17 protein-coding genes are annotated in these 21,792 nt (G+C 44.1%); 11 read left to right on the top strand and 6 right to left on the bottom strand.

What is annotated here, in order from left to right; all coding sequences use genetic code 11:
- Positions 1-210 precede the first annotated feature (210 nt).
- The 5 genes from mnmE to rpmH form a co-directional block, all read right to left on the bottom strand.
- Positions 211-1,587 (bottom strand): tRNA uridine-5-carboxymethylaminomethyl(34) synthesis GTPase MnmE, encoded by a 1,377-nt coding sequence (mnmE, locus tag ASD24_RS16290; protein ID WP_056697555.1) that lies wholly within the window; start codon positions 1,585-1,587, stop codon positions 211-213.
- A gap of 171 nt (positions 1,588-1,758) precedes the next feature.
- Positions 1,759-2,460, bottom strand: coding sequence for an RNA-binding cell elongation regulator Jag/EloR (gene jag, locus ASD24_RS16295; RefSeq protein WP_056697556.1), 702 nt, complete (start codon positions 2,458-2,460; stop codon positions 1,759-1,761).
- Positions 2,457-3,335, bottom strand: coding sequence for a YidC/Oxa1 family membrane protein insertase (locus tag ASD24_RS16300; RefSeq protein WP_056697557.1), 879 nt, complete (start codon positions 3,333-3,335; stop codon positions 2,457-2,459). Before ASD24_RS16300 ends, jag begins: the two co-directional genes overlap by 4 nt.
- A 74-nt stretch (positions 3,336-3,409) precedes the next feature.
- Complete coding sequence (rnpA, locus tag ASD24_RS16305; protein WP_056697560.1) at positions 3,410-3,760, bottom strand: ribonuclease P protein component; 351 nt, start codon at positions 3,758-3,760, stop codon at positions 3,410-3,412.
- Between the two features lie 419 nt (positions 3,761-4,179).
- Complete coding sequence (gene rpmH / locus ASD24_RS16310) at positions 4,180-4,314, bottom strand: 50S ribosomal protein L34 (RefSeq protein ID WP_024629517.1); 135 nt, start codon at positions 4,312-4,314, stop codon at positions 4,180-4,182.
- Between the two features lie 683 nt (positions 4,315-4,997).
- Between rpmH and ASD24_RS16315 the strand changes: the two genes are divergently transcribed.
- The 9 genes from ASD24_RS16315 (at position 4,998) to gyrB (ending at position 16,200) form a co-directional block, all read left to right on the top strand.
- A complete protein-coding gene (locus ASD24_RS16315; protein WP_056697564.1) occupies positions 4,998-5,672 on the top strand; it encodes a GntR family transcriptional regulator in 675 nt (224 codons plus the stop codon).
- Positions 5,673-5,969: 297 nt separating this feature from the next.
- The gene (locus ASD24_RS16320; RefSeq protein ID WP_056697567.1) at positions 5,970-7,331 is read left to right on the top strand and encodes a GntT/GntP/DsdX family permease; all 1,362 of its coding nucleotides are present in this window, start codon (positions 5,970-5,972) and stop codon (positions 7,329-7,331) included.
- Positions 7,332-7,407: 76 nt separating this feature from the next.
- On the top strand, positions 7,408-8,943 hold the full coding sequence (gene gntK, locus ASD24_RS16325) for a gluconokinase (protein ID WP_442952595.1): 1,536 nt from the start codon (positions 7,408-7,410) through the stop codon (positions 8,941-8,943).
- 822 nt (positions 8,944-9,765) lie between these two features.
- Positions 9,766-11,112, top strand: coding sequence for a chromosomal replication initiator protein DnaA (gene dnaA, locus ASD24_RS16330; protein ID WP_056697575.1), 1,347 nt, complete (start codon positions 9,766-9,768; stop codon positions 11,110-11,112).
- Positions 11,113-11,333: 221 nt separating this feature from the next.
- Positions 11,334-12,476 (top strand): DNA polymerase III subunit beta, encoded by a 1,143-nt coding sequence (dnaN, locus tag ASD24_RS16335; RefSeq protein WP_056697577.1) that lies wholly within the window; start codon positions 11,334-11,336, stop codon positions 12,474-12,476.
- 22 nt (positions 12,477-12,498) lie between these two features.
- Positions 12,499-12,714, top strand: coding sequence for a S4 domain-containing protein YaaA (gene yaaA / locus ASD24_RS16340; RefSeq protein ID WP_056697580.1), 216 nt, complete (start codon positions 12,499-12,501; stop codon positions 12,712-12,714).
- A 53-nt stretch (positions 12,715-12,767) separates the two neighbouring features.
- Positions 12,768-13,880, top strand: a complete 1,113-nt coding sequence (recF, locus tag ASD24_RS16345; RefSeq protein ID WP_056697582.1) for a DNA replication/repair protein RecF — start codon at positions 12,768-12,770, stop codon at positions 13,878-13,880.
- A 13-nt stretch (positions 13,881-13,893) separates the two neighbouring features.
- Positions 13,894-14,142, top strand: a complete 249-nt coding sequence (remB, locus tag ASD24_RS16350) for an extracellular matrix regulator RemB (protein WP_056697587.1) — start codon at positions 13,894-13,896, stop codon at positions 14,140-14,142.
- A gap of 147 nt (positions 14,143-14,289) precedes the next feature.
- Positions 14,290-16,200: a DNA topoisomerase (ATP-hydrolyzing) subunit B gene (gene gyrB, locus ASD24_RS16355; protein WP_056697590.1), complete on the top strand. Its 1,911-nt coding sequence runs from the start codon at positions 14,290-14,292 to the stop codon at positions 16,198-16,200.
- Between the two features lie 74 nt (positions 16,201-16,274).
- Here gyrB and ASD24_RS16360 read toward each other — a convergent pair whose 3' ends face one another.
- Positions 16,275-17,222, bottom strand: coding sequence for a YheC/YheD family protein (locus tag ASD24_RS16360; RefSeq protein WP_056697592.1), 948 nt, complete (start codon positions 17,220-17,222; stop codon positions 16,275-16,277).
- 531 nt (positions 17,223-17,753) lie between these two features.
- Between ASD24_RS16360 and gyrA the strand changes: the two genes are divergently transcribed.
- Positions 17,754-20,303 (top strand): DNA gyrase subunit A, encoded by a 2,550-nt coding sequence (gyrA, locus tag ASD24_RS16365; RefSeq protein WP_056697595.1) that lies wholly within the window; start codon positions 17,754-17,756, stop codon positions 20,301-20,303.
- A gap of 202 nt (positions 20,304-20,505) precedes the next feature.
- Positions 20,506-21,627 (top strand): HD-GYP domain-containing protein, encoded by a 1,122-nt coding sequence (locus ASD24_RS16370; RefSeq protein ID WP_056697597.1) that lies wholly within the window; start codon positions 20,506-20,508, stop codon positions 21,625-21,627.
- Positions 21,628-21,792 lie beyond the last annotated feature (165 nt).

Raw genomic sequence — 21,792 nt, forward strand, 5'->3', positions numbered from 1 at the left:
CTTATACCGTCGCACACTTATACTGATGTACGATCGGTTCTAACAACTAGACGTCTGACTGCCTAATCGTAAATTGAATTTTGAAAAATCCGTAACATCTATATCAAAACAATGGGTCATTGTTCATCTAAATCTAAAATACAACACCTATGATAGGGATTGAACTCATCTATCATACACCTTTTTGATACACGTGTAAGCCTGCAAATTTTACTTTCCTAGACAGAACTGGGAGAAAATCTGATCAATCAATGCATCATGTGCTGTATCTCCTACAATTTCACCCAGGTGCTCCCAAGCCAGTCGCACATCAATCTGAATCATATCAATAGGAATGAACTGTTCTGCTGCCTCATATGCGTCTACAAGAGACTGTTTGGCCTTTTTGAGCAACGCAATATGACGCACATTACTAACATATGTGAGATCCGCCGACTCCAGTTTACCGCTGAAGAACAATGTTGAGATTGCTTCTTCCAAGCGATCTACACCGAGATCATCTTTTACCGACATGGGAACAATGCGGTCTTCAGGAATATACCGAAGCAACACATCGCGATCTGCCTGCGGATTTAAGTCCATTTTATTCATAATGATAATTGATTGTCTACCGCGGATTTGTTCCAACAATTCAATCTCATCCACATGCAGAGGCTCAGCCGCATTAATGACCATCAATAGAAGATCAGCATCATTAACTGCAGAGCGGGAACGTTCGACACCAATCTTCTCAACGACGTCCATCGTCTCACGAATGCCGGCTGTGTCGAGCAGCTTGAGCGGGATATTATTAATTGTAACAAACTCTTCAATAACATCTCGCGTTGTACCCGGAATATCTGTGACGATTGCTCGATTATCTTGAGCCAGTGCATTGAGCAATGAGGATTTCCCTACATTAGGTCGTCCAACAATGGCCGTTGTAATCCCTTCACGCAGTATTTTGCCCTGTTCAGCGGTGACTAGCAATTTATCAATTTCAGTCATGACTAGACTGGATTTTTCCTTAATAAAATCAGCCGTGAGTGACTCCACATCATGCTCCGGATAGTCAATGTTCACTTCGATATGCGCCAGCGTTTCGACCAGTGTATGCCTTAGATCACGAAGCTTACTAGATAGCTTGCCCTCCACTTGCTTCAGAGCAACGGAGAAAGCACGGTCTGATTTGGAACGGATGAGATCCATAACCCCTTCTGCCTGTGACAGATCGATTCGCCCATTAAGAAACGCCCGCTTCGTGAACTCACCCGGCTCAGCCAGACGAATATCAAGCTGGAGCAACAGATCCATTACGCGTTTGACAGATACAACACCACCATGGGCACTGATCTCCACCACATCTTCTGTTGTAAATGATCTCGGTGCTCGCATTACGGTAACTAGTACCTCTTCAACCTTTTCTCCCGTACCTGGTTCAATGATATGACCATAGTGAACGGTATGGGATTCAGCCTGTGTTAATGGTGTTTTACTGCGAAAAATTTTCTCTGTCTCTGATACTGCATCCGGGCCGCTGATCCGGATCACGGCAATTCCCGCTTCTCCGACAGCCGTTGATATTGCTGTGATCGTATCACTGATCATGGTTATCTCTCCTTGCTCTATTTTCAAATTGCCGCCCAGGATTGGACGCCATATCATTTCTAATAAAAGGCTTACGCTTACCTTATGGGTAGTTAAATATAAAAGGCTTTTGTACGAAAAAAGCAATGGCTTCTGCACCGGGCAGGCAGCCATTGCGTCTTCAATTCAGTGTTATTTCGTCATAATGACCACACGCCGATTGGGCTCCTCGCCCTTACTATATGTCTTAATCTGCGGGTTATTTTGCAGTTTCGCATGAATCACTTTGCGCTCCAGTGGTGGCATCGGCTCTAGTACAACTTCCTTACCAGAACGAATGGCTTGTCCAGCTAATCGCTCAGCCAGATCCTCCAGTGTCTTCCGTCTACGTTGACGGAAGTTCTCTGCATCAAGCACAATGCGTACGAAACTCTCCGAATAACGATTGGCTACAATGTTTGTTAAATATTGAAGAGCATCTAGCGTTTGCCCACGTCTGCCAATGATCATGCCGAGATCTTCTCCAGCAATATTGAAGACATGTCCATCACGCTGTTTCTTGATATGCACCTCAACATCCAGTCCCATACCTGCTGCCACTTCTTTTAAGAAAGCAGCCGCTTCCTCATAGGGATTTTTAGCTACGACATCCTCAGATGCTTCATGCATCTGAGACAAAGACGCAGCTGGCTTGATCGGCTCTGATACGACTTCGGGTACAGGGAGAAGCTTAACTTCTACTTTCGCCGCCTTTACTCCGATCAAACCCAGGAATCCTTTTGACGGCTGCTCTAACACTTGTATCTCGACCTTGTCCCGGCTCACGCCAAGCTCAGTCAATCCTTGGTTTACAGCATCTTCAATGGTTTTTCCTGACGCAATGACTTTGGTCATTTCGATTTTTTGGCCCCTTTCGACCCTTTTCCAGAGACGGTCGCTTTGCCACCGTTTTTGCGTTTAGCTCCTTTTTTGGAAGAGCTGTTCTGCTTCACGTTGACCTCAGCCACGACTTTATCATTATTCCGGTAAAGGAAATAGTTTTGTACGATCGTGTAGATATTACTGTAGAACCAGTAGAGCGGCAAGGCGGACGGGAACTGATACGACATAACGAAGATCAGAATCGGGTACACCCATAGCATGAACTGCATTGGACCGATCTGCTGTGCTGGGTTCATACGCATCATCATCCATGTTTGAATGAATGTAGTGATGGCTGCGAGCACTGGCAAAATAAACAGGTGATCCGGTTCTCCGAGTTGAAGCCACAAAAAATCGTGAGTTCTTAGACTGGAGTTTCCGTAAATGGAGTTATAAAGTGCGATGTAAATCGGCATCTGAATGATAAGAGGCAGACACCCGGCCATCGGATTAACTTTGTTCTCCTGGAACAACTTCATCGTTTCTTGCTGAACTTTCTCAGGTGTATCTTTATACTTGGCTTGAATCTCCTTAAGTTGCGGCTGAATTGCCTGCATTGCTTTGGAGCTGCGAACTTGCTTCATCGTCAATGGTAAAATCAATGTCCGCACAATAAGCACCATGACTAAGACAGCTAGTCCATATTCGCCGCTGAACCATTCTGCGAACGTATCGAGTGCATAAGAGAACCAGTAAACTACATTACTTTGCCAGAATGAATCACTGTTCTTCAGATCTTCTGTAGTAACCCCGGCTCCTTGCGGAGCACATCCAGCTAATACAGAGACCATTGCAATAACTGCAATGAGGAGAATCCACTTCCCCTTTGATGTCTTCAATCGCGACACTTCATAACCCCTCTCTTAACCATTCCATTCCACCGTAAATCATACCATAATTAGGAGGACAAATAAACCAAGGCTTACCTTTTATTAGGCTTCAAAAGAGCCGCCTTACGCATCACATGCATCAGGCTTTTCTCCATCTCCTGATAGGTCATGTCCAGCGCACCTTTTCTGACAATAAAGATCAGATCCATTTGCGTAACAATCTCTTTCTCCCGATGCCGTATAATTTCCTTAATCATACGTCTCATCCGATTGCGTACGACAGCGTTTCCGATTTTCTTGCTGCATGATACGCCTACTCGGAATTGCTCAGTATCTTTACGGCGGCAGCCATACACCACAAACTGATGATTGGCAAACGATTTCCCATACCGGTATACGCGGCTAAAGTCCGCCCGGTTTCGTAAACGCAGTCTTTTGTACACGGCGCTTCTCCTTGCTGTTCTCCACCATCATGTATTGACGGAGGCCTCATTACTGATTTAGTATAGGCTTTCTTGCATGACAGTAAACTGTCTTAATCACAACTTCATCACGAATCAATGACGACTGAGTACCTGAATTGGACGCTCATTCTATTGCGATAAATATGAATTACTTGCACTAAGAGCAAGCATTGACCCTGGATTAATATGAATCGGTCATTTCGGCCAAAACATAATTGTCCTATATATATTAAGGTATGTTTCCGAAAAGAAAGTACGCTTTCGAGAACATTCAACATACATTAAGGTTGTGCATTCTGACTCTTCGAAGTCAATTCAGACCAGATCTGTAGAAGCATCAAGTCCGAATTGATCTGATATTAAGAAAAAAAAGACCACCTCGGTGGTCTTCACATGCATTAAGCACTCAGGACTTTACGGCCTTTCAGGCGACGTGCAGCCAAAACTTTACGGCCGTTGCTCGTGCTCATTCTTTTCCGGAAACCATGAACTTTTTTACGTTTGCTAACGTTCGGTTTGAATGTAGGTCTCAATGTATTGCACCTCCTTACAAGGAAATACTTATGTGATGAATCATTTTCATCTTCACAGAAAACACCTTTATATATTTAACCACGTACAACTGGAAAAGTCAACTGAAACCCATACGACTCCTCCCTCTTTCTAAACGCCGTTGTCATCTACGATTGGGCACTCTTCCTAAACAGCTGGAATTTCCAATTGGCACATACGGTTAACTCGCCAAAAAGTTATCCCCACCCACCTTCCTAAAATCACTGTTTATCGTGATATCAGGTTATCCACACCTCAAAATATTGATCATTACCTCATTATTATAATCTTTTGAGTTATTCACATGTGGATAATGATATAAAAATATCTGACTTGTTTGTGTCCATTTCAATAGGGGTAATCTTTATTTGCGAATTAACGACGAAGTTTCCATGTCAGATTTTCTCGTAAAATGTTTCCCTCTGCTGCGTATATTTAAAATTGAATGTATCCGCTTTAACGGTGAGGTTTACAAGTTTTCAAGAAAGGTGTAGGATACAAATACATCTTGTATACAAGTATACTTATTGGTATTTCCCTGACCTTAATGATGACTACTTGTCGCCTTATGATTCTTGTCGATTATGATCACATATGCTCATTCGATAAACGGTTATGCTATGATCAATAGGAACTGATTATTTGAATAGGAGCGTTACCCATTATGCTGTTTCCATTTTCTTGGTTGCAAGGTGCTTCCCGAGGGGAAGCCATTGCCTGCGAACTAAGGCTGCGTATTATTAGCGGAACCCTTCGTCCTGGAGAGGTTTTATCAGAGAATCGCATTGCCGCTGATTTTGACAGTAGCCGTTCACCTGTGCGTGAGGCTTTGAGAACATTGTCTAATGAAGGACTAATTCGTCTGGAACGAATGGGCGTGGTTGTCCTCGGATTGAAAATTAAAGACGTCGAAGAGTTGTATGATGTCCGTTTTCTAATTGAAAGCTTTGTCCAACAACGGCTAGCAAGTGCCGTTCCAGAACAATTAATTACACAACTCCATAATATCATCGACAAAATGGAGCTGGCTGGACGCCATCAAGATGCGGTTGAATTTGCTTACCAGGATCTAATTTTTCACGAGACGATTATTGAAGCCGCTGAGCATTCTCGCATTTCACATCTCTGGCGGAGCATCCGATATGTTGTGATGACGGTCATGTTACTTACAACGAAGGAAGTATTTAATCAAGGTGAACAGAAAGTAAGCGCTGTAATTGAGAAACACCGTTTGTTAATTCAAGCCCTTGAGTCTGGAGACAAAAGCTTAATTCAGGCGGGCGTACGCCAATACTTCAAGGATTCCGGCAAAACTTTACACGATAGCTTTGATATATGATGATCGCACGGCTGACCACTGTGATCGTCAAGCTCTTCCAAACGTACTTTCCCTCTAGAATTTGATGGATAATGGGGTTTGTACTGAGATTGCAATCATTTTCGAAATGAATGATTGCACTTTAAGTTGTCGACAAGTATACAAAATGCGATTTATTTTCATTTTTGAGGCATATTAAAGGGAACTAACCACTGCTTTTTTATTTAAGGGCATACATAAAGTTATTTCTTTATTGTATACGTGCCCGTCATTTATTTGTAAGCGTTATATACAACATGAGAAGAAGGAGCATACAGCATGAGCACTCTATTTGGACTATCCCATAATGCAACTTTACTGGTATGGACATTAATCGCCATTGTTTTTCTAATCGTATTGATCTCCAAATATAAATGGAATCCATTTATCACCCTCTTATTATCTGCATTAATGCTCGGTTTACTTACAGGTATGAAACCCGCTGACGTAATCTCGTCTATTACTGGTGGTCTTGGCGGCACACTTGGTACCATTGCAATTGTTATTGGTCTCGGTACTATGCTGGGCAAAATGATGGCTGAATCTGGTGGAGCTGAACGCATCGCTACTACACTGGTAGATCGTTTTGGTATGAAACGTGTGCACTGGGCGATGATGATCGTTGGTTTTATCGTAGGTATCCCAGTTTTCTTCGAAGTCGGTGTCATTCTGATGATCCCGATCATCTTCACCGTTGCCCGTAAAACAAATATGTCCTTGCTGCAGATTGGTATTCCTATTTTGGCTGGTTTATCCACAGTACATGGTCTCGTTCCCCCTCATCCGGCGCCTATGATTGCAATTGAAGCGTTCAGCGCAGATCTGGGAAAGACGATTTTGTATTCCCTCATAGTAGGTATTCCGACAGCGATTATTGCAGGACCCTTGTTTGGTAAGTTTATCGGCAAAAGGGTACACACTGAACCACCCGCAGAGCTGGCTGAGCAGTTTGCTACCAAAACAAGCAATAACCTGCCCGGATTTGGCATTACGCTCTTTACCATTTTGCTGCCGGTTATTCTAATGCTGATCGGTTCAATAGCAAGTATCATTGACCCCAATGTTACAAGTGGCTTCACAGTGTTTAGTGAGTTTATCGGCAATGAGATCATTGCCCTACTTATTTCTGTTGTCTTCGCCCTCTTTTCACTCGGCTTTGCACGTGGTTTCACCAAGCACGATCTTTCCCGCTTCACCAGCGAATGTCTGGCGCCTACGGCGACCATTATTCTCATTATTGGTGGCGGTGGTGCCTTCAAACAGGTACTAATCAACAGTGGTGTAGGTAATGCAATTGCCGAGGTTGCTACCCATGCCAACATTAATGTGATCCTGTTCGCTTGGCTTGTTGCAGCCCTGATTCGTGTAGCTACTGGTTCAGCGACCGTTGCGATGACAACTGCAGCTGGCATTGTGGCTCCGGTTCTTGCACTTACGCCAGGTGCCAACATCGAACTGGTCGTACTCGCCACTGGCGCAGGTTCCCTTGTATTGTCTCATGTGAATGATGCAGGCTTTTGGATGATCAAGGAATTCTTCAATATGAGTGTCGCACAGACGCTCAAGACGTGGACTGTTATGGAAACACTATTATCCGTCGTGGGACTGATCTTTATTTTGCTGCTAAGTACAGTGGTATAAATGAAAATTCATTATAGAGAGTTTAGATTCAATTCCGTAACCGGAGAAAGAAGGTTAGATCAACGTGACCAACTATATGATTGGAATAGATATCGGTACAACCAGTACCAAGTCCGTATTATTCACGGAACAGGGTGAAGTCGTTAGTACCTCGACGCAAGAATACCCACTCTATACACCTGCCCCTGATGTTGCTGAGCAAGATCCTGAGGAGATCGTGCAGGCTGCCATCCGCTCTGTGCGTGGAGTCATGGATCTAAGCGGTGTTCCGGCCGAGCAAGTCTTATTTGTGTCCTGCAGCTCAGCTATGCATAGTGTCATTGCGATGGGACAAGACGACAAACCGCTAACCCGTTGCATCACCTGGGCTGATAATCGAAGTGCAGCTTGGTCAGCCAAGCTGCAAGAGAACGGAGTGGGACATCGTATTTACCTTCGGACAGGTACACCCATTCATCCGATGTCTCCCCTCACCAAATTAATGTGGCTACGTCATGACGAACCCGATCTTTTTCAGCGCACAGCTAAATTTATATCTATAAAAGAGTATTTATTCTTCCGTTTATTCGGACAATATATCGTCGATCACTCTATCGCTTCCTGCACCGGACTACTCAATTTAGAGCAACTGGACTGGGATGCGGAGGCTCTTGCAATGGCAGGCATTACGCCAGGTCATTTATCCACACTCGTACCTACCACACATACAATAGAGGGAATGCATCAAGAATGGGCTGAAAAAATGGCTCTCTCCCCCTCTACCCCCTTTGTAATTGGGGCAAGTGATGGGGTATTGTCCAACCTCGGCGTAAATGCCATTGAGCCTGGTGTTGTCGCTGCAACCATCGGCACCAGTGGTGCTATTCGAACGGTCGTTGACCGCCCAGTTACCGACCCCAAAGGTCGGACGTTCTGTTACGCACTCACAGAGAATCTGTGGGTTATCGGTGGTCCCGTCAATAACGGTGGCATGCTGTTCCGTTGGGTGCGCGATGAATTCGCAGCGTCAGAAGTAGAAACCGCGAAGCGGCTCGGCATTAACTCCTATGACGTGCTAACTAAAATTGCTGAACGTGTTACTCCTGGGTCTGAAGGGCTTCTCTTCCATCCGTACCTTTCGGGCGAACGCGCCCCATTATGGAATCCAGACGCTCGTGGATCATTTTTTGGCTTAACCCTCCACCATCAGAAAGAGCATATGATACGTGCAGTGCTTGAAGGGGTTATTTTCAACCTCTACACCGTTCTGCTCGCGATGGAAGAACAGATTGGACAGCCTACCTCTATTCAGGCTACAGGTGGCTTTGCGCGCTCTCCGCTATGGCGCCAGATGATGTCTGACATATTCAATCAAGAAGTGGTCGTGCCTGAGAGCTTCGAAAGCTCCTGTCTTGGGGCTGTTGTCCTTGGCCTTTACGCAACAGGTCGAATCAAGTCACTTCATGCCGTTTCTTCAATGGTGGGTACAACCCATCGTCATACACCAATTAAAGAACATGCCACCCTCTATCAAGAGCTGCTGCCCATCTATATTCGCATCTCTCGCAAGCTAGAAGAGGAATATGCCGATATTGCTGAATTCCAGCGTAAGATGCCTGCTGCTCATCTATAGATGGTTCGCTGATCTGACTTATTTCGCATTCTAAAAGGAAGAGCCAACAACCGATCGGTTGTTGGCTCTTCCTCTTTTACAATATGTAAATGATATCTCTTCTTCCTCTATTACTGTCTCCATCGCTTTTTGTCGCAATTTCGATCAACTTCTATCTAAAGAACATCTTATACAGGCAACCCTCTTCTGCCTCTTTTTGGCCTCATTTATATGTACATCCTCATGTCGGATCTCTATCTGATTAACTCAGCAATCATGATAAGGAATTCCACCTTACAGATACCTTCTTTTCAATAATCAATAAGCCTCTTAAAGAGCAGCAACATCTGCGAGGAACAACCCTAATTAGTTTCGGCGTCTGGAACAACCCAAATTCACTTTGTAGTTATCCACAATCATGTTATTCACAAAGGAAGAATAATTTTGCACACATTTTGGCATCATTTGACGGATAACCTGTGTATAAAATAATTTCGACTTTGGGGTTGCCATGTCGAAACTTAAACAATTTATAAACAATATATTGTGTTGTGGTTAAAAATTATACACAAGTTATTGAATTTGTGGATAAAATCACGCGATACGTTGAAATGCGGGGCTTCTTTTGCTATGATTGTATTACTTTTGGATGTGAATATGTGATCTGACCCATAATATTATCAACAGCCTGTGGATAAAGTTGTGAACAATTTTCCGTTGTTCATTCTTTTTTTGTTTTCGACCTGCGGGGGTTTGGGGATAAATTCAGGCAATATATCTCGTATTTCGACACTGCAACATGGCTTAAGCCACACTTGGAACATGTAAAAGGAGTGACAGTCTGTGGACAGCCATACTTCTGATTTATGGCAGCAAATTTTATCAATCATACAAAACAAACTCAGCAAACCAAGCTTCGATACCTGGTTCAAAGCAACCAAAGCGACGAAGCTTAATGACCGTTCCATCGTCATTTCCGCACCGACAACGTTTGCCGTCGAATGGCTGGAGAGTCGCTATACCAAACTGGTAGGTTCGACGGTATATGAGCTACTCGGCAAGCAAGTCGATGTGAAATTTGTCATTGAGGAGAACAAGCCTGCTGAACCGGATCCGCAACTGCCGGCACCAACCCCTAAGGTTGTGCAAGAAGAAGCGGTACTGAGCATGCTGAATCCAAAATATACATTCGATACTTTTGTCATTGGCCCTGGCAACCGTTTTGCCCATGCCGCATCGCTTGCGGTCGCTGAAGCGCCCGCAAAAGCATATAACCCTCTTTTCCTATACGGAGGAGTAGGACTTGGCAAAACCCACTTGATGCATGCTATTGGACACTATGTTCTGGAGCATGACCCAAGTAGCAAGGTTGTTTATTTGTCGTCTGAGAAATTCACGAACGAGTTCATCAACTCCATCCGTGATAACCGTGGGGAGAACTTCCGTAACAAATATCGTAACGTCGATATTCTACTTATTGATGATATTCAGTTCCTAGCGGGAAAAGAATCGACACAAGAGGAATTTTTCCATACGTTTAATGCGCTGCATGAGGAACGGAAACAGATTATTATCTCAAGCGATAGACCACCTAAGGAAATTCCAACGCTGGAAGAACGGCTTCGCTCCCGCTTTGAGTGGGGGTTAATTACAGATATTCAGCCTCCAGATCTGGAGACGCGGATTGCCATTTTGCGTAAAAAGGCCCGTGCAGAGAATCTCGATATTCCAAATGAAGCGATGATGTACATCGCCAATCAGATTGACACCAACATTCGTGAGCTCGAAGGTGCCCTGATTCGGGTTGTAGCCTATTCTTCGTTAACAAACCAAGATGTATCATCTCATCTGGCTGCTGAAGCGCTGAAGGATATTATTCCTTCCAGCCGTCCTAAAATGATCACTATTCAAGACATCCAACAAAAGGTCGGCGAGTATTACAGCCTTAAGCTAGAAGATTTCAAAGCACGGAAGCGTACAAAAGCCGTTGCTTTTCCAAGACAGATTGCCATGTATCTTTCACGTGAATTGACTGATTTTTCTCTGCCCAAGATCGGGGAAGCATTCGGAGGACGAGATCACACCACAGTCATTCATGCGCACGAAAAAATATCCCAATCGATTAAAAACGATCAGGATCTCTATAAAGTTATCAACAACTTAACCGAAAAAATAAAGAATCCAACCTGAACAAGTCCCAAGCCTATGCACAACGTGTACACATGTGGATAGGCTTAATTTTATGGGTTTAACCCCACTTATCCACATATTCAGTGCCCCTATTACTATTATTACTAAAAAGATCTTAAAGATATCATCTACAAATACGCTTTTTCGAACCATCGCCTTCGGCTTTTGAAAAACACAAATCAATACCTCAACATCCCAAAAAACTCGCTAGGAGTGAAACCATGAAAATCAGCATAATGAAAAGCTATTTAAACGAGTCCATTCAGCATGTGTCTAAAGCAATCTCCAGTCGAACAACAATCCCCATCCTGAGCGGTATCAAATTTGATGTGAATCATCAGGGTGTAACGTTGACAGCAAGCGACACTGACATCTCCATCCAATCATTTATCCCTCTGGAAGATGGTGATAAAAGTGTTGTTCAAGTTGATCAACCCGGCAGCGTCGTATTGCCAGCCAAATTCTTTGTCGAAATTATCAAGAAATTGCCTTCCCAAGAAGTACACATGGAAGTCAAAGATAACTTCAACACCTTTATCTCAGCAGGGGCTACCGAGATTCAGCTCGTAGGTCTTGATCCAGAAGAATTCCCTGTTTTGCCGAGCATCGAAGAAAATCAAACGGTCTCCATCCCTGGAGATTTACTGAAAAATATGATCAAGCAAACGGTATTCTCCATTTCCACACATGAAACGACTCCAATCTTGACAGGTGTACTGTGGAGTTTAGTTGATAATGAGTTGAAATTTGTGGCAACAGACCGCCACCGTCTTGCTACTCGTTCAGCTATGCTGGATAATGCAGAGGGTATCCGTTTTAACAATGTCGTAATTTCAGGTAAAACGCTAAACGAACTTAGCAAAATCGTACCTGACCAAAACACGCTTGTTGATATCGTTGTAGCTGACAATCAAGTTTTGTTCAAAATTGACCGCGTATTGTTCTACTCCCGTATTCTGGATGGCACATATCCGGATACTTCTAGAATTATTCCAACGTCGTACAAAACAGAACTGGTTTTGGATACCAAAAAATTAAGCGAATCAATTGATCGTGCTTATTTGCTGTCACGTGAAGAAAAAACAAATATTGTGCGCATGCAAACGATGGATTCTGGAACAATCGAAATTTCTTCAAGCTCCTCTGAGCTGGGAAAAGTAAGAGAAGAGATCGAACCGGCAGATTTCAGTGGCGATCCATTGAGAATCTCGTTTAACTCCAAATACATGCTGGACGTACTGAAAGTCGTGGAAAGTGAACAACTGATGATCGCTTTTACCGGTGTCATGAGCCCAATCATCTTGAAACCACTGGATGACAGTCACAGCCTATACGTCATATTGCCTTACCGGACTACCAACTAACGAAACGAGAGGAGAATTCCAATTGAACCGAGTAACCATTCGTACGGAATATATTAAGCTTGACCAGTTTTTGAAGCTGGCAGACTGCATTCCAACTGGAGGCATGGCCAAAGCTTTGCTTCAAGAAGGACTTGTGCGTGTGAATAAAGAGCCTGAAGAACGCCGGGGACGCAAGTTATACCCTGGGGATATCGTTGAAGTGGACGGAGAAGGCGCATTCGAAGTTGCCGCAGAATAATCCAGTTCGATTCTGCTGCCTCCTGACGGACGGAAGAAAAGGGAGGGTACCTTGTGTTTGTCAACAGCATTGAACTGCAGCAATTCCGAAATTATGAGCATCTAAAGCTGGACTCTTTTGGCCCTGTGAACTTACTGATCGGTCAAAATGCCCAAGGTAAGACCAATCTTGCAGAGGCCATTTTTGCACTGGCCCTTACGAAGAGCCATCGTACATCTCGCGATAAGGAGCTAATTCGTTTCGGGGAGGAACGTGCTAGACTCACTGCAGAAGTCGACAAAAAGTATGGATCAGTTAAACTGGAGCTGGCATTGTCGCAACAAGGCAAAAAAGCAAAAATTAACGGGTTAGAGCAGCGCAAGTTAAGTGATTTTGTCGGGACGCTGAACGTGGTTATGTTTGCCCCCGAAGATCTGGAGATCGTCAAAGGCACGCCGGGGGTTCGCCGCCGGTTTCTTGATATGGAGATTGGTCAGGTTGCCCCGGGTTACCTATACCATCTGCAGCAGTACCAAAAAGTACTTGTACAGCGCAATAATCTGCTCAAACAACTATGGGGACAGAACGCCTCAGCCCAGACGATGCTTGAAGTCTGGAACGAGCAACTGGTCGAGCACGGTGTTAAAATCGTCAAAAAAAGGAAACAATTCATAAAGAAACTCCAAAAGTGGGCAGAAACCATTCATCAGGGCATTACTGGAGGCGGAGAAGTACTTCGTTTAGCCTATCTTCCTTCCTTCAGCGAAGCGTCTGAGGAAGATGAAGCTGTTTTAATGGACCAATTTATGATAAAATTATCACAAATGAAAGAGCAGGAGATTCGCCGAGGCACAACGCTAAGTGGGCCACATCGGGATGACCTGTCCTTTTTCATTAACGACCGGGAAGTACAAACGTATGGCTCGCAGGGACAGCAACGTACAACTGCGTTGTCTCTTAAACTCGCGGAAATCGAGCTGATACACGAAGAAATCGGAGAATATCCGGTTCTGTTGCTTGACGATGTATTATCTGAGCTGGATCCTTTTCGTCAGACGCAGCTGATCGAGACGTTCCAGAGTAAGGTCCAAACCTTTATTACAGCTACCGGAATCGAGAGCTTGAATCTTGATAAGCTCAAAGATGCCAGTATTTATCACGTTCATGCCGGACAGGTTGAACGCTAAGGAGTGAGGGTCTATGTACATTCATCTGGGCGGAGAGAAGATCATCCGTTCTTCCGAATTGGTCGCTATTTTTGATATATCGATTGAAAAATCCTCGAAAATCTCCAAGCAGTATGTCACGTATGCTGAGCAGGAAAAGACGGTGGAGCATATTGGCGAAGAGGAAGCCAAGTCTATTGTTGTGACCAAAAATATTGTGTACTACTCCCCTATTTCCTCTGCCACGCTTAAGAAACGGGCTCACATTTTTCCTGATCTCTAGGGGTTACTGAATGCAATGATTGTGTCTTTGCTGCTTGTTTTATTTGGACAGCCAGCTTGTTGGAATTATGAGAGGAATCCTTTTTCAGCAAGTATTCTTAGTTAACGCATATTTACGATATTGAATCTATAGAAGTAGGTGAAAGGCATGTCTATGAATCAACCGTCCTATGATGCGAATGAAATTCAGGTCCTTGAAGGACTGGAAGCCGTACGGAAGCGTCCGGGGATGTATATCGGTTCTACCAGTGCCAAAGGTCTGCATCATCTGGTCTGGGAAGTAGTGGACAACAGTATCGACGAAGCGCTTGCGGGTTACTGTGATCATATTGAGGTCAGTATTCACGAAGATAACAGTATCACTGTAGTCGATAATGGACGTGGTATTCCTGTCGGCGAACATGCCAAAATGAAGCGTCCTGCACTTGAGGTTGTAATGACCGTTCTGCATGCAGGTGGTAAATTTGGCGGCGGCGGATATAAAGTATCCGGCGGTTTGCATGGTGTGGGTGTGTCCGTTGTGAATGCTCTATCCGAGAAAGTGGTCGTAACCGTTAAACGTGATGGGCATATGTATCAACAGGAGTATCGTCGTGGTGCTCCTCAATATGACCTGAAAACAATCGGTACTGCGGAGGAGACAGGAACGACTGTTACATTCCATCCCGATCCAGAAATTTTCACTGAGACGTTGGTGTACGATTACGATATTTTGCTTACTCGTATTCGAGAGCTGGCATTCCTGAACAAGGGGATTGGTCTTACACTTACGGATGAACGTACTGGAGCAACGAACTCGTTTCTGTACGAAGGCGGGATTATCGAGTACGTTTCATTCCTAAATCAAAAGCGTGAGGTTCTTCACGAGAATCCGATTTACGTAGAAGGATCAAGAGACAATATTCAAGTGGAGGTTGCTCTGCAATATAACGACAACTTCACAGAGAATATTTATTCTTTTGCCAATAACATCAACACCCATGAAGGTGGAACACATGAATCTGGCTTCAAGAGTGCATTGACACGGATCATCAATGACTATGCACGCAAAGCTGGTGTGATTAAGGATAGTACAGGCAACCTGTCAGGCGATGACGTGCGTGAAGGTTTGACAGCGATTATTTCTGTCAAAATTCCGGAGCCGCAATTCGAAGGACAAACGAAGACCAAGCTCGGAAATAGTGAAGTACGTGGTATTGTGGAATCCCTATTTGCTGAGAAGTTACAGGAATTCCTGGAGGAGAACCCTTCAGTTTCCCGTCGAATCTTGGAAAAAGGTCTGCAAGCTGCCCGTGCTCGTGAAGCCGCTCGTAAAGCGCGTGAATTGACAAGACGTAAAGGTGCACTCGAGGTTAGCTCTCTGCCTGGTAAACTAGCAGACTGTTCCTCCAAGGATGCTTCGATTAGCGAACTTTACATCGTCGAAGGAGATTCGGCGGGTGGTTCTGCTAAACAAGGTCGTGATCGTCATTTCCAAGCTATTTTGCCACTGCGTGGTAAAATCTTGAACGTGGAAAAGGCACGTCTAGATCGCATCTTGGGTAATGCGGAGATTAGAGCCATTATTACCGCAATGGGAACAGGAATCGGGGACGACTTCGATATTTCTAAGGCACGTTACCACAAAATCATCCTGATGACCGATGCCGATGTCGATGGTGCACATATTCGTACATTGCTTCTGACATTCTTGTATCGATACATGCGCAAAATTATCGAGGCTGGCTATGTGTATATTGCACAGCCACCATTGTTCAAGATTGAACGTAACAAAGTCATTCGCTACGCAGGTTCCGAGAAAGAGCGCGATGAAATCATCGCAAGTCTTGGTGAAAATGTGAAGTTTAATGTCCAACGTTATAAAGGTCTTGGTGAGATGAATGCCGGACAGTTGTGGGAAACAACGATGGATCCTGAGAGTCGGACGATGCTACAAGTATCGATTAGCGATGCGATGTTAGCTGATGCTATGTTCGATACATTGATGGGCGATAACGTCGAACCACGTCGTGATTTTATCCAGGAAAATGCGAAGTATGTAAAAAATCTCGATATTTGATGATTGTTAAGATAGGCGCCTGCAAGGCGCCTTTTTTTATTTGGTAATCTGCATTGGGGTAGAGGGCACATTGTTTAACGTGTGCGTTTTTTGGAGGAGGATGCTTGTGCTTTAGTTGTTTTGCGTGTTGTCTTGCCTTTCTTGGAAGGCAGCCTTCCATACGCTATAGCATAACGTTTGATTTTGCGGTAAGCCCCTTTATCAGGTAACAGTCCGAAGGCGTAGATGCCGGGTAAAGTGTTCACTTCTAGTATCCATGGACGTCCTGATCCATCCAGAGCAATATCAATGCCAATTTCCTTGAGTCTCGGAAACGTCTGTTGCAATTGCACAGCGGTATGGATTCCAAGTCGGTACAGCTCATTCCGGAGTTCTTGAAATCGAGTATTTGAAAGGTGGGGCTGAACCAACTCTTCAAAGGTGGCCAAGCGCCCACCACCATGAATGTTAGTAATGATTTTGCCAGGAGCAGCAACTCTACCTAGAATACCTGTAGTTTCCCATGATCCCCTGAGATTCTTTTGGGTGAGCACCCGTAAATCGAACGGAAGACCTTCATGTTTTAACAAGGAAATGCCCTGTTGAATGATATATTCGTGTTGCTTAATTTTTTCGTTAAGAGCAAGCTCTAGTTCATCAAGGGAATGGAATACGTTCTGCTGTGTACCATATTGCAGTTCGTACGAAGTCGTCTGAATAGTCACAGGTTGCACATCCTGGTCTGCTTTTAAAGATTCGCTATCTGAACTGGGGTTAGATGGGTCTTCATCAGTTTCTTCTATGCTGGTATCCAGGATGGAAGGAGGCGCAGGCCGCATGGTGTGTATCGTTTTAACCCGCATAACGCCATTACCGTAGGTTCCTCGATCCGGCTTAATATAATTCAATTCATACAGCTCAGTCATCCGTTCTAGAGTTTGACGATTGTATCGACGCGTGACAGGAAGATACCTGCTCACACCGCGGCTGCGCTGCAGCACAACCGTTTTGGTCCATTTACTGGAGACACGCTGGATACTCAAGAGACATCAGTCCTTTCGTGTTTTACTTATAGTTCTTCAGAGAGTAGCAGCACAGAGAATTCAAAGGACAAGAGATGATTTCAGTGGTATAATAGAGAAATATGGCGTTTTGTGTGGTTTGCTGCACAATTTGTAGTTTTACTGTAGATTGGGAACGGCATCAGCCTTGTATACGCAGTACATATGCCGCATTTTCTAGCATTGTATGTGTAAAATGGCAGGAGGGCAGGGCTAATCCCTAGACCACCAAAAGTTCCTAGAAGAAGATGTTCAAAAAGTCCGCTTTTGATTACGAAGGATGCCTAGTGGCATCTCAGCGTCAAATAGGGGATTCAGCCCAAAAAGCCCTTTTTGAACACAGACTAGAATAAGGCTATTGTCCTGCAGACGTTTAATTGTGTAACTTTTGTGAAAGTAATATAATAAAGAGTAGCGTTTTTGCGCGGTTTTAGCCTTGTTAGGCTTTTCACATACAAAGAAAACTGATTGATTGAATGGAACGTTTGTTGAAGGACAAGAAGGAGGTCCAGCATGGCGGAAGAAATGAATTCGCAGATTAAAGATCGGGATATTGGCGTCGAGATGCGTGAGTCGTTTATGGATTACGCGATGAGCATCATTGTTAGCCGTGCTTTGCCTGATGTACGTGATGGCTTGAAGCCGGTTCACCGTCGTATTCTTTACGCAATGTCGGAGCTAGGCATGACACCCGATAAACCTCACAAAAAATCAGCCAGAATCGTCGGCGAAGTTATCGGTAAGTATCACCCCCACGGTGACTCTGCGGTATACGAAACGATGGTACGGATGGCTCAGGATTTCTCTTTGCGTTATATGCATGTCGATGGTCACGGGAATTTTGGATCGGTAGATGGCGATATGGCAGCAGCGATGCGTTATACCGAGGCACGGTTGTCCAAGATTGCTATGGAAATGCTCAGAGATATCAATAAAGATACGATTGATTTCCAGCCAAACTATGATGGTGAAGAGCAAGAACCTGTTGTATTACCAGCTCGTTTCCCTAACCTGCTTGTTAACGGTGTAGGCGGAATTGCGGTAGGTATGGCCACGAATATTCCTCCTCATAACCTGGGTGAGGTTATCGATGGTGTACAGGCAATGATTAAAAATCCAGATATTACGTCTATGGAATTAATGGATTATATCCACGGACCAGATTTCCCTACAGCAGGTTATATCTTGGGACGTTCAGGTATTCGCCAAGCGTATCAGACTGGACGCGGTTCGGTAACAATGAGAGCCAAAACGAATATCGAAGAGAACAATAATAAAGCACGAATCGTGGTTACAGAGCTTCCATACCAGGTCAATAAGGCTAGACTTGTTGAGAAAATTGCCGAACTGGTACGTGACAAAAAAATTGATGGCATCACAGATCTCCGTGATGAATCAGACCGTAATGGTATGCGAGTCGTGATTGAGCTTCGCCGAGATGTGAATCCAGGTGTAGTGCTCAATAACTTGTACAAGCATACGTCGATGCAATCCACATTCGGCATTAACATGCTAGCTATTGTGAACAAAGAACCTAAGATTCTGAATTTGCGTGAAGTGTTGTATCACTACTTGCAGCATCAGATTGAAGTCATTCGCAGACGTACGCAGTTTGAACTGAGAAAAGCCGAAGCTCGTGCTCACATCCTGGAAGGCTTACGTATCGCTTTGGATCATATTGACGAGATTATTGCGTTGATTCGTTCCTCCAGTAATACAGATGCCGCTAGAGAAGGATTGATTGAGCGATTCTCGCTTAGTCATGACCAGGCTCAAGCTATCCTCGATATGCGTTTGCAACGCCTTACAGGTTTGGAACGCGAACGTATCGAGAATGAATATAACGAATTGATGATCAAAATTGCAGAATATCGCGAAATTCTAGCTAATGAGCATCTGGTACTCGAAATTATCAGTACAGAGCTGCAAGAAATTCGTGATCGCTTCGGTGATGATCGTCGCACGGAGATTACGATTGGTGAAGAAAGCATCTTGGATGAGGATCTGATTCCTCGTGAAGAGGTTATCATCACAATTACGCATACGGGCTACGTGAAACGTTTGCCGGTATCCACGTATCGTAGTCAGAAGCGTGGGGGACGTGGAGTTGTAGGTATGGACACGAAAGATACCGACTTTGTCGAGCATTTATTTGTGACCAACTCACACAACTATCTCATGTTCTTTACCGACAAAGGTAAAGTGTATCGTCTCAAAGCTTATGAAATTCCAGAGCTTGGGCGTACTGCACGGGGAACACCAATTATTAACCTAATCCAGATCGAACAGGGAGAATCGGTTAATGCGGTTATTCCAGTGCAGGAATTCGAAAGTGATAGGTATCTATTCTTCGCTACCCGTCAGGGTGTTGTGAAGAAGACACCACTTGAGGATTACACTAACATTCGCAAAGGCGGTCTCATCGGGATCTCCTTACGTGAAGATGATGCCCTGATCGAAGTTAAGCTGACCGATGGACAGCAAGAGATCATTATGGGTACAGCTCACGGAATGTCTATCCGTTTCTCTGAAGCTAATGTTCGTTCGATGGGACGTAGTGCAACAGGGGTAAAAGGGATCACGTTGGATACAGATGATGTTGTCATTGGCATGGACGTTGTTGATCAGGAGTTGGATGTTCTGATCGTTACGGCCAAAGGATACGGTAAACGTACTCCTGTCAGCGACTATCGTATGCAGACTCGTGGTGGTAAAGGAATCAAGACCATTAACGTTACAGAGAAGAACGGTGCTGTCGTTAGCCTGAAAATGGTGAAAACCGAAGAAGACCTGATGATAATCACATCCAGTGGTACGCTGATTCGAATGAGTATGGAAGGCATATCCACCATGGGTCGATACACGCAAGGTGTTAAGCTTATCCATATCCGCGATGAAGATGCTGTGGCGACGGTTAGCCGGATTGACAAGAATGAAGACGAACCGGATGAATTGCTAGAAGAATTGGAAGCAGGAGAAGCTGCTGAAGGTACTGAAGGTGTAGCTGATCCGTCAATAGATAACGAGGGTACGGATTCAGACAACGGTGATTCAGAAGCATAGTTCATTAGGATTTACAAAGATTGTTCTATAATAGGTTGAAGATATAGTAGGGGGTTCCTTAAGGAGCCCTCTTTTTATTTATAGTTTACGTGCAAAATCTAGGATGTACAGCCTGATTAGCGAGTAATATAATGATAAATATCATGGGAAATTGGGACTATGGTCTTATTTTATAGAAGAATAATGAGTGAGGGGAATGACTATGGGATTAATCACCTTATCTGAAGTAAAACCAGGGCTTAAACTGGGGAATGATGTACATACTTCTCGCGGTAATGTTTTGTTGCAAAAAGGCAAAGTCATTTTACCTAAAGATATAGAAGTGCTTAAAGCTTTTATGGTTCACCAGGTCGACATTGATCAGGAACGTGTGGGCGCAAGCAATACAGGCTCTAGAGGCACTTCTACCGCATCAGGTAATACTGGAGTGGAGAAGAATGGAGAACGGTCTAGCAAGGGGGCTGGTGCAGTCACAGCACCTATAGTCTCATCTCTCCATGAAGAATATGAGAAGATGGTGGGGATGACCAAGAATGCTTTCCTCTCTTCTCTCGCTGCAGAGTTGCCTGTATACGAACTTCGTACACAGCTTGAAGCTATGTTTGTTCACCTTAAGCAATATAATGTTCTCACTTTTAGCCCGCGAGTGATGCACGAGCACGACTATGTTTACCACCATGCGGTTCTAAGTGCAATTACATCCTATCAATTAGCACAGTGGATGGAGCTGCCGTCCAAAGACTGGATGCAAGTGGCGTTTGCAGGTCTATTCCACGATATCGGCAACAACAAGGTAGATCCATTGATACTCCATAAACCCTCTGCATTAACAACGGAGGAGCAGGAGGAGATCCGCCAGCATACGAAATATGGATATCAGGTGTTGAAGCAAGCAAAAGCTATTAACGAGGGAGCTAGACTAGCGGCACTACAGCATCATGAAAAGGTAGATGGATCAGGCTATCCCTTGCAGTTAAGTGGTACACAGATTCATATCTATGCCAAGATTGTATCCATTGCCGATATATTTCACGCGATGACGTTAGAAAAGATCTATCGCAAAGCACAATCTCCTTATTTAGTATTAGAACAAATTCAGAGCGAGGCGTTTGGCAAACTAGATCCAACAATTGTGAATGTATTTATTCAGCGTTCCACGCAGATCCACAATGGCATACGGGTTAGACTCAGCAATAACCAAATTGGAGAGATTATTTTCTCAGATCGTGACCATCCTACCCGCCCAATGGTATCTGTTGAAGGAACTATCATAAATCTAATGCAACAAAGACAGCTTCATATTCAGGAAATTATCAGTTCGTAGCATATATGGAACGTGCGTTACTAGATAGATTCAATAAAAGTCTCTTACAGGGGCTTTTATTGATATTTATCTTATTTTAAACTTTTCTTCAAAAAAAGCTTGCGTTCTAAATCTGTACATGGTATATTCTAATTCCGGCCAAGAAAACACGAGAAACACGGTGCG

It is taken from the genome of Paenibacillus sp. Root52, assembly GCF_001426865.1.
GTDB lineage: Bacteria > Bacillota > Bacilli > Paenibacillales > Paenibacillaceae > Paenibacillus.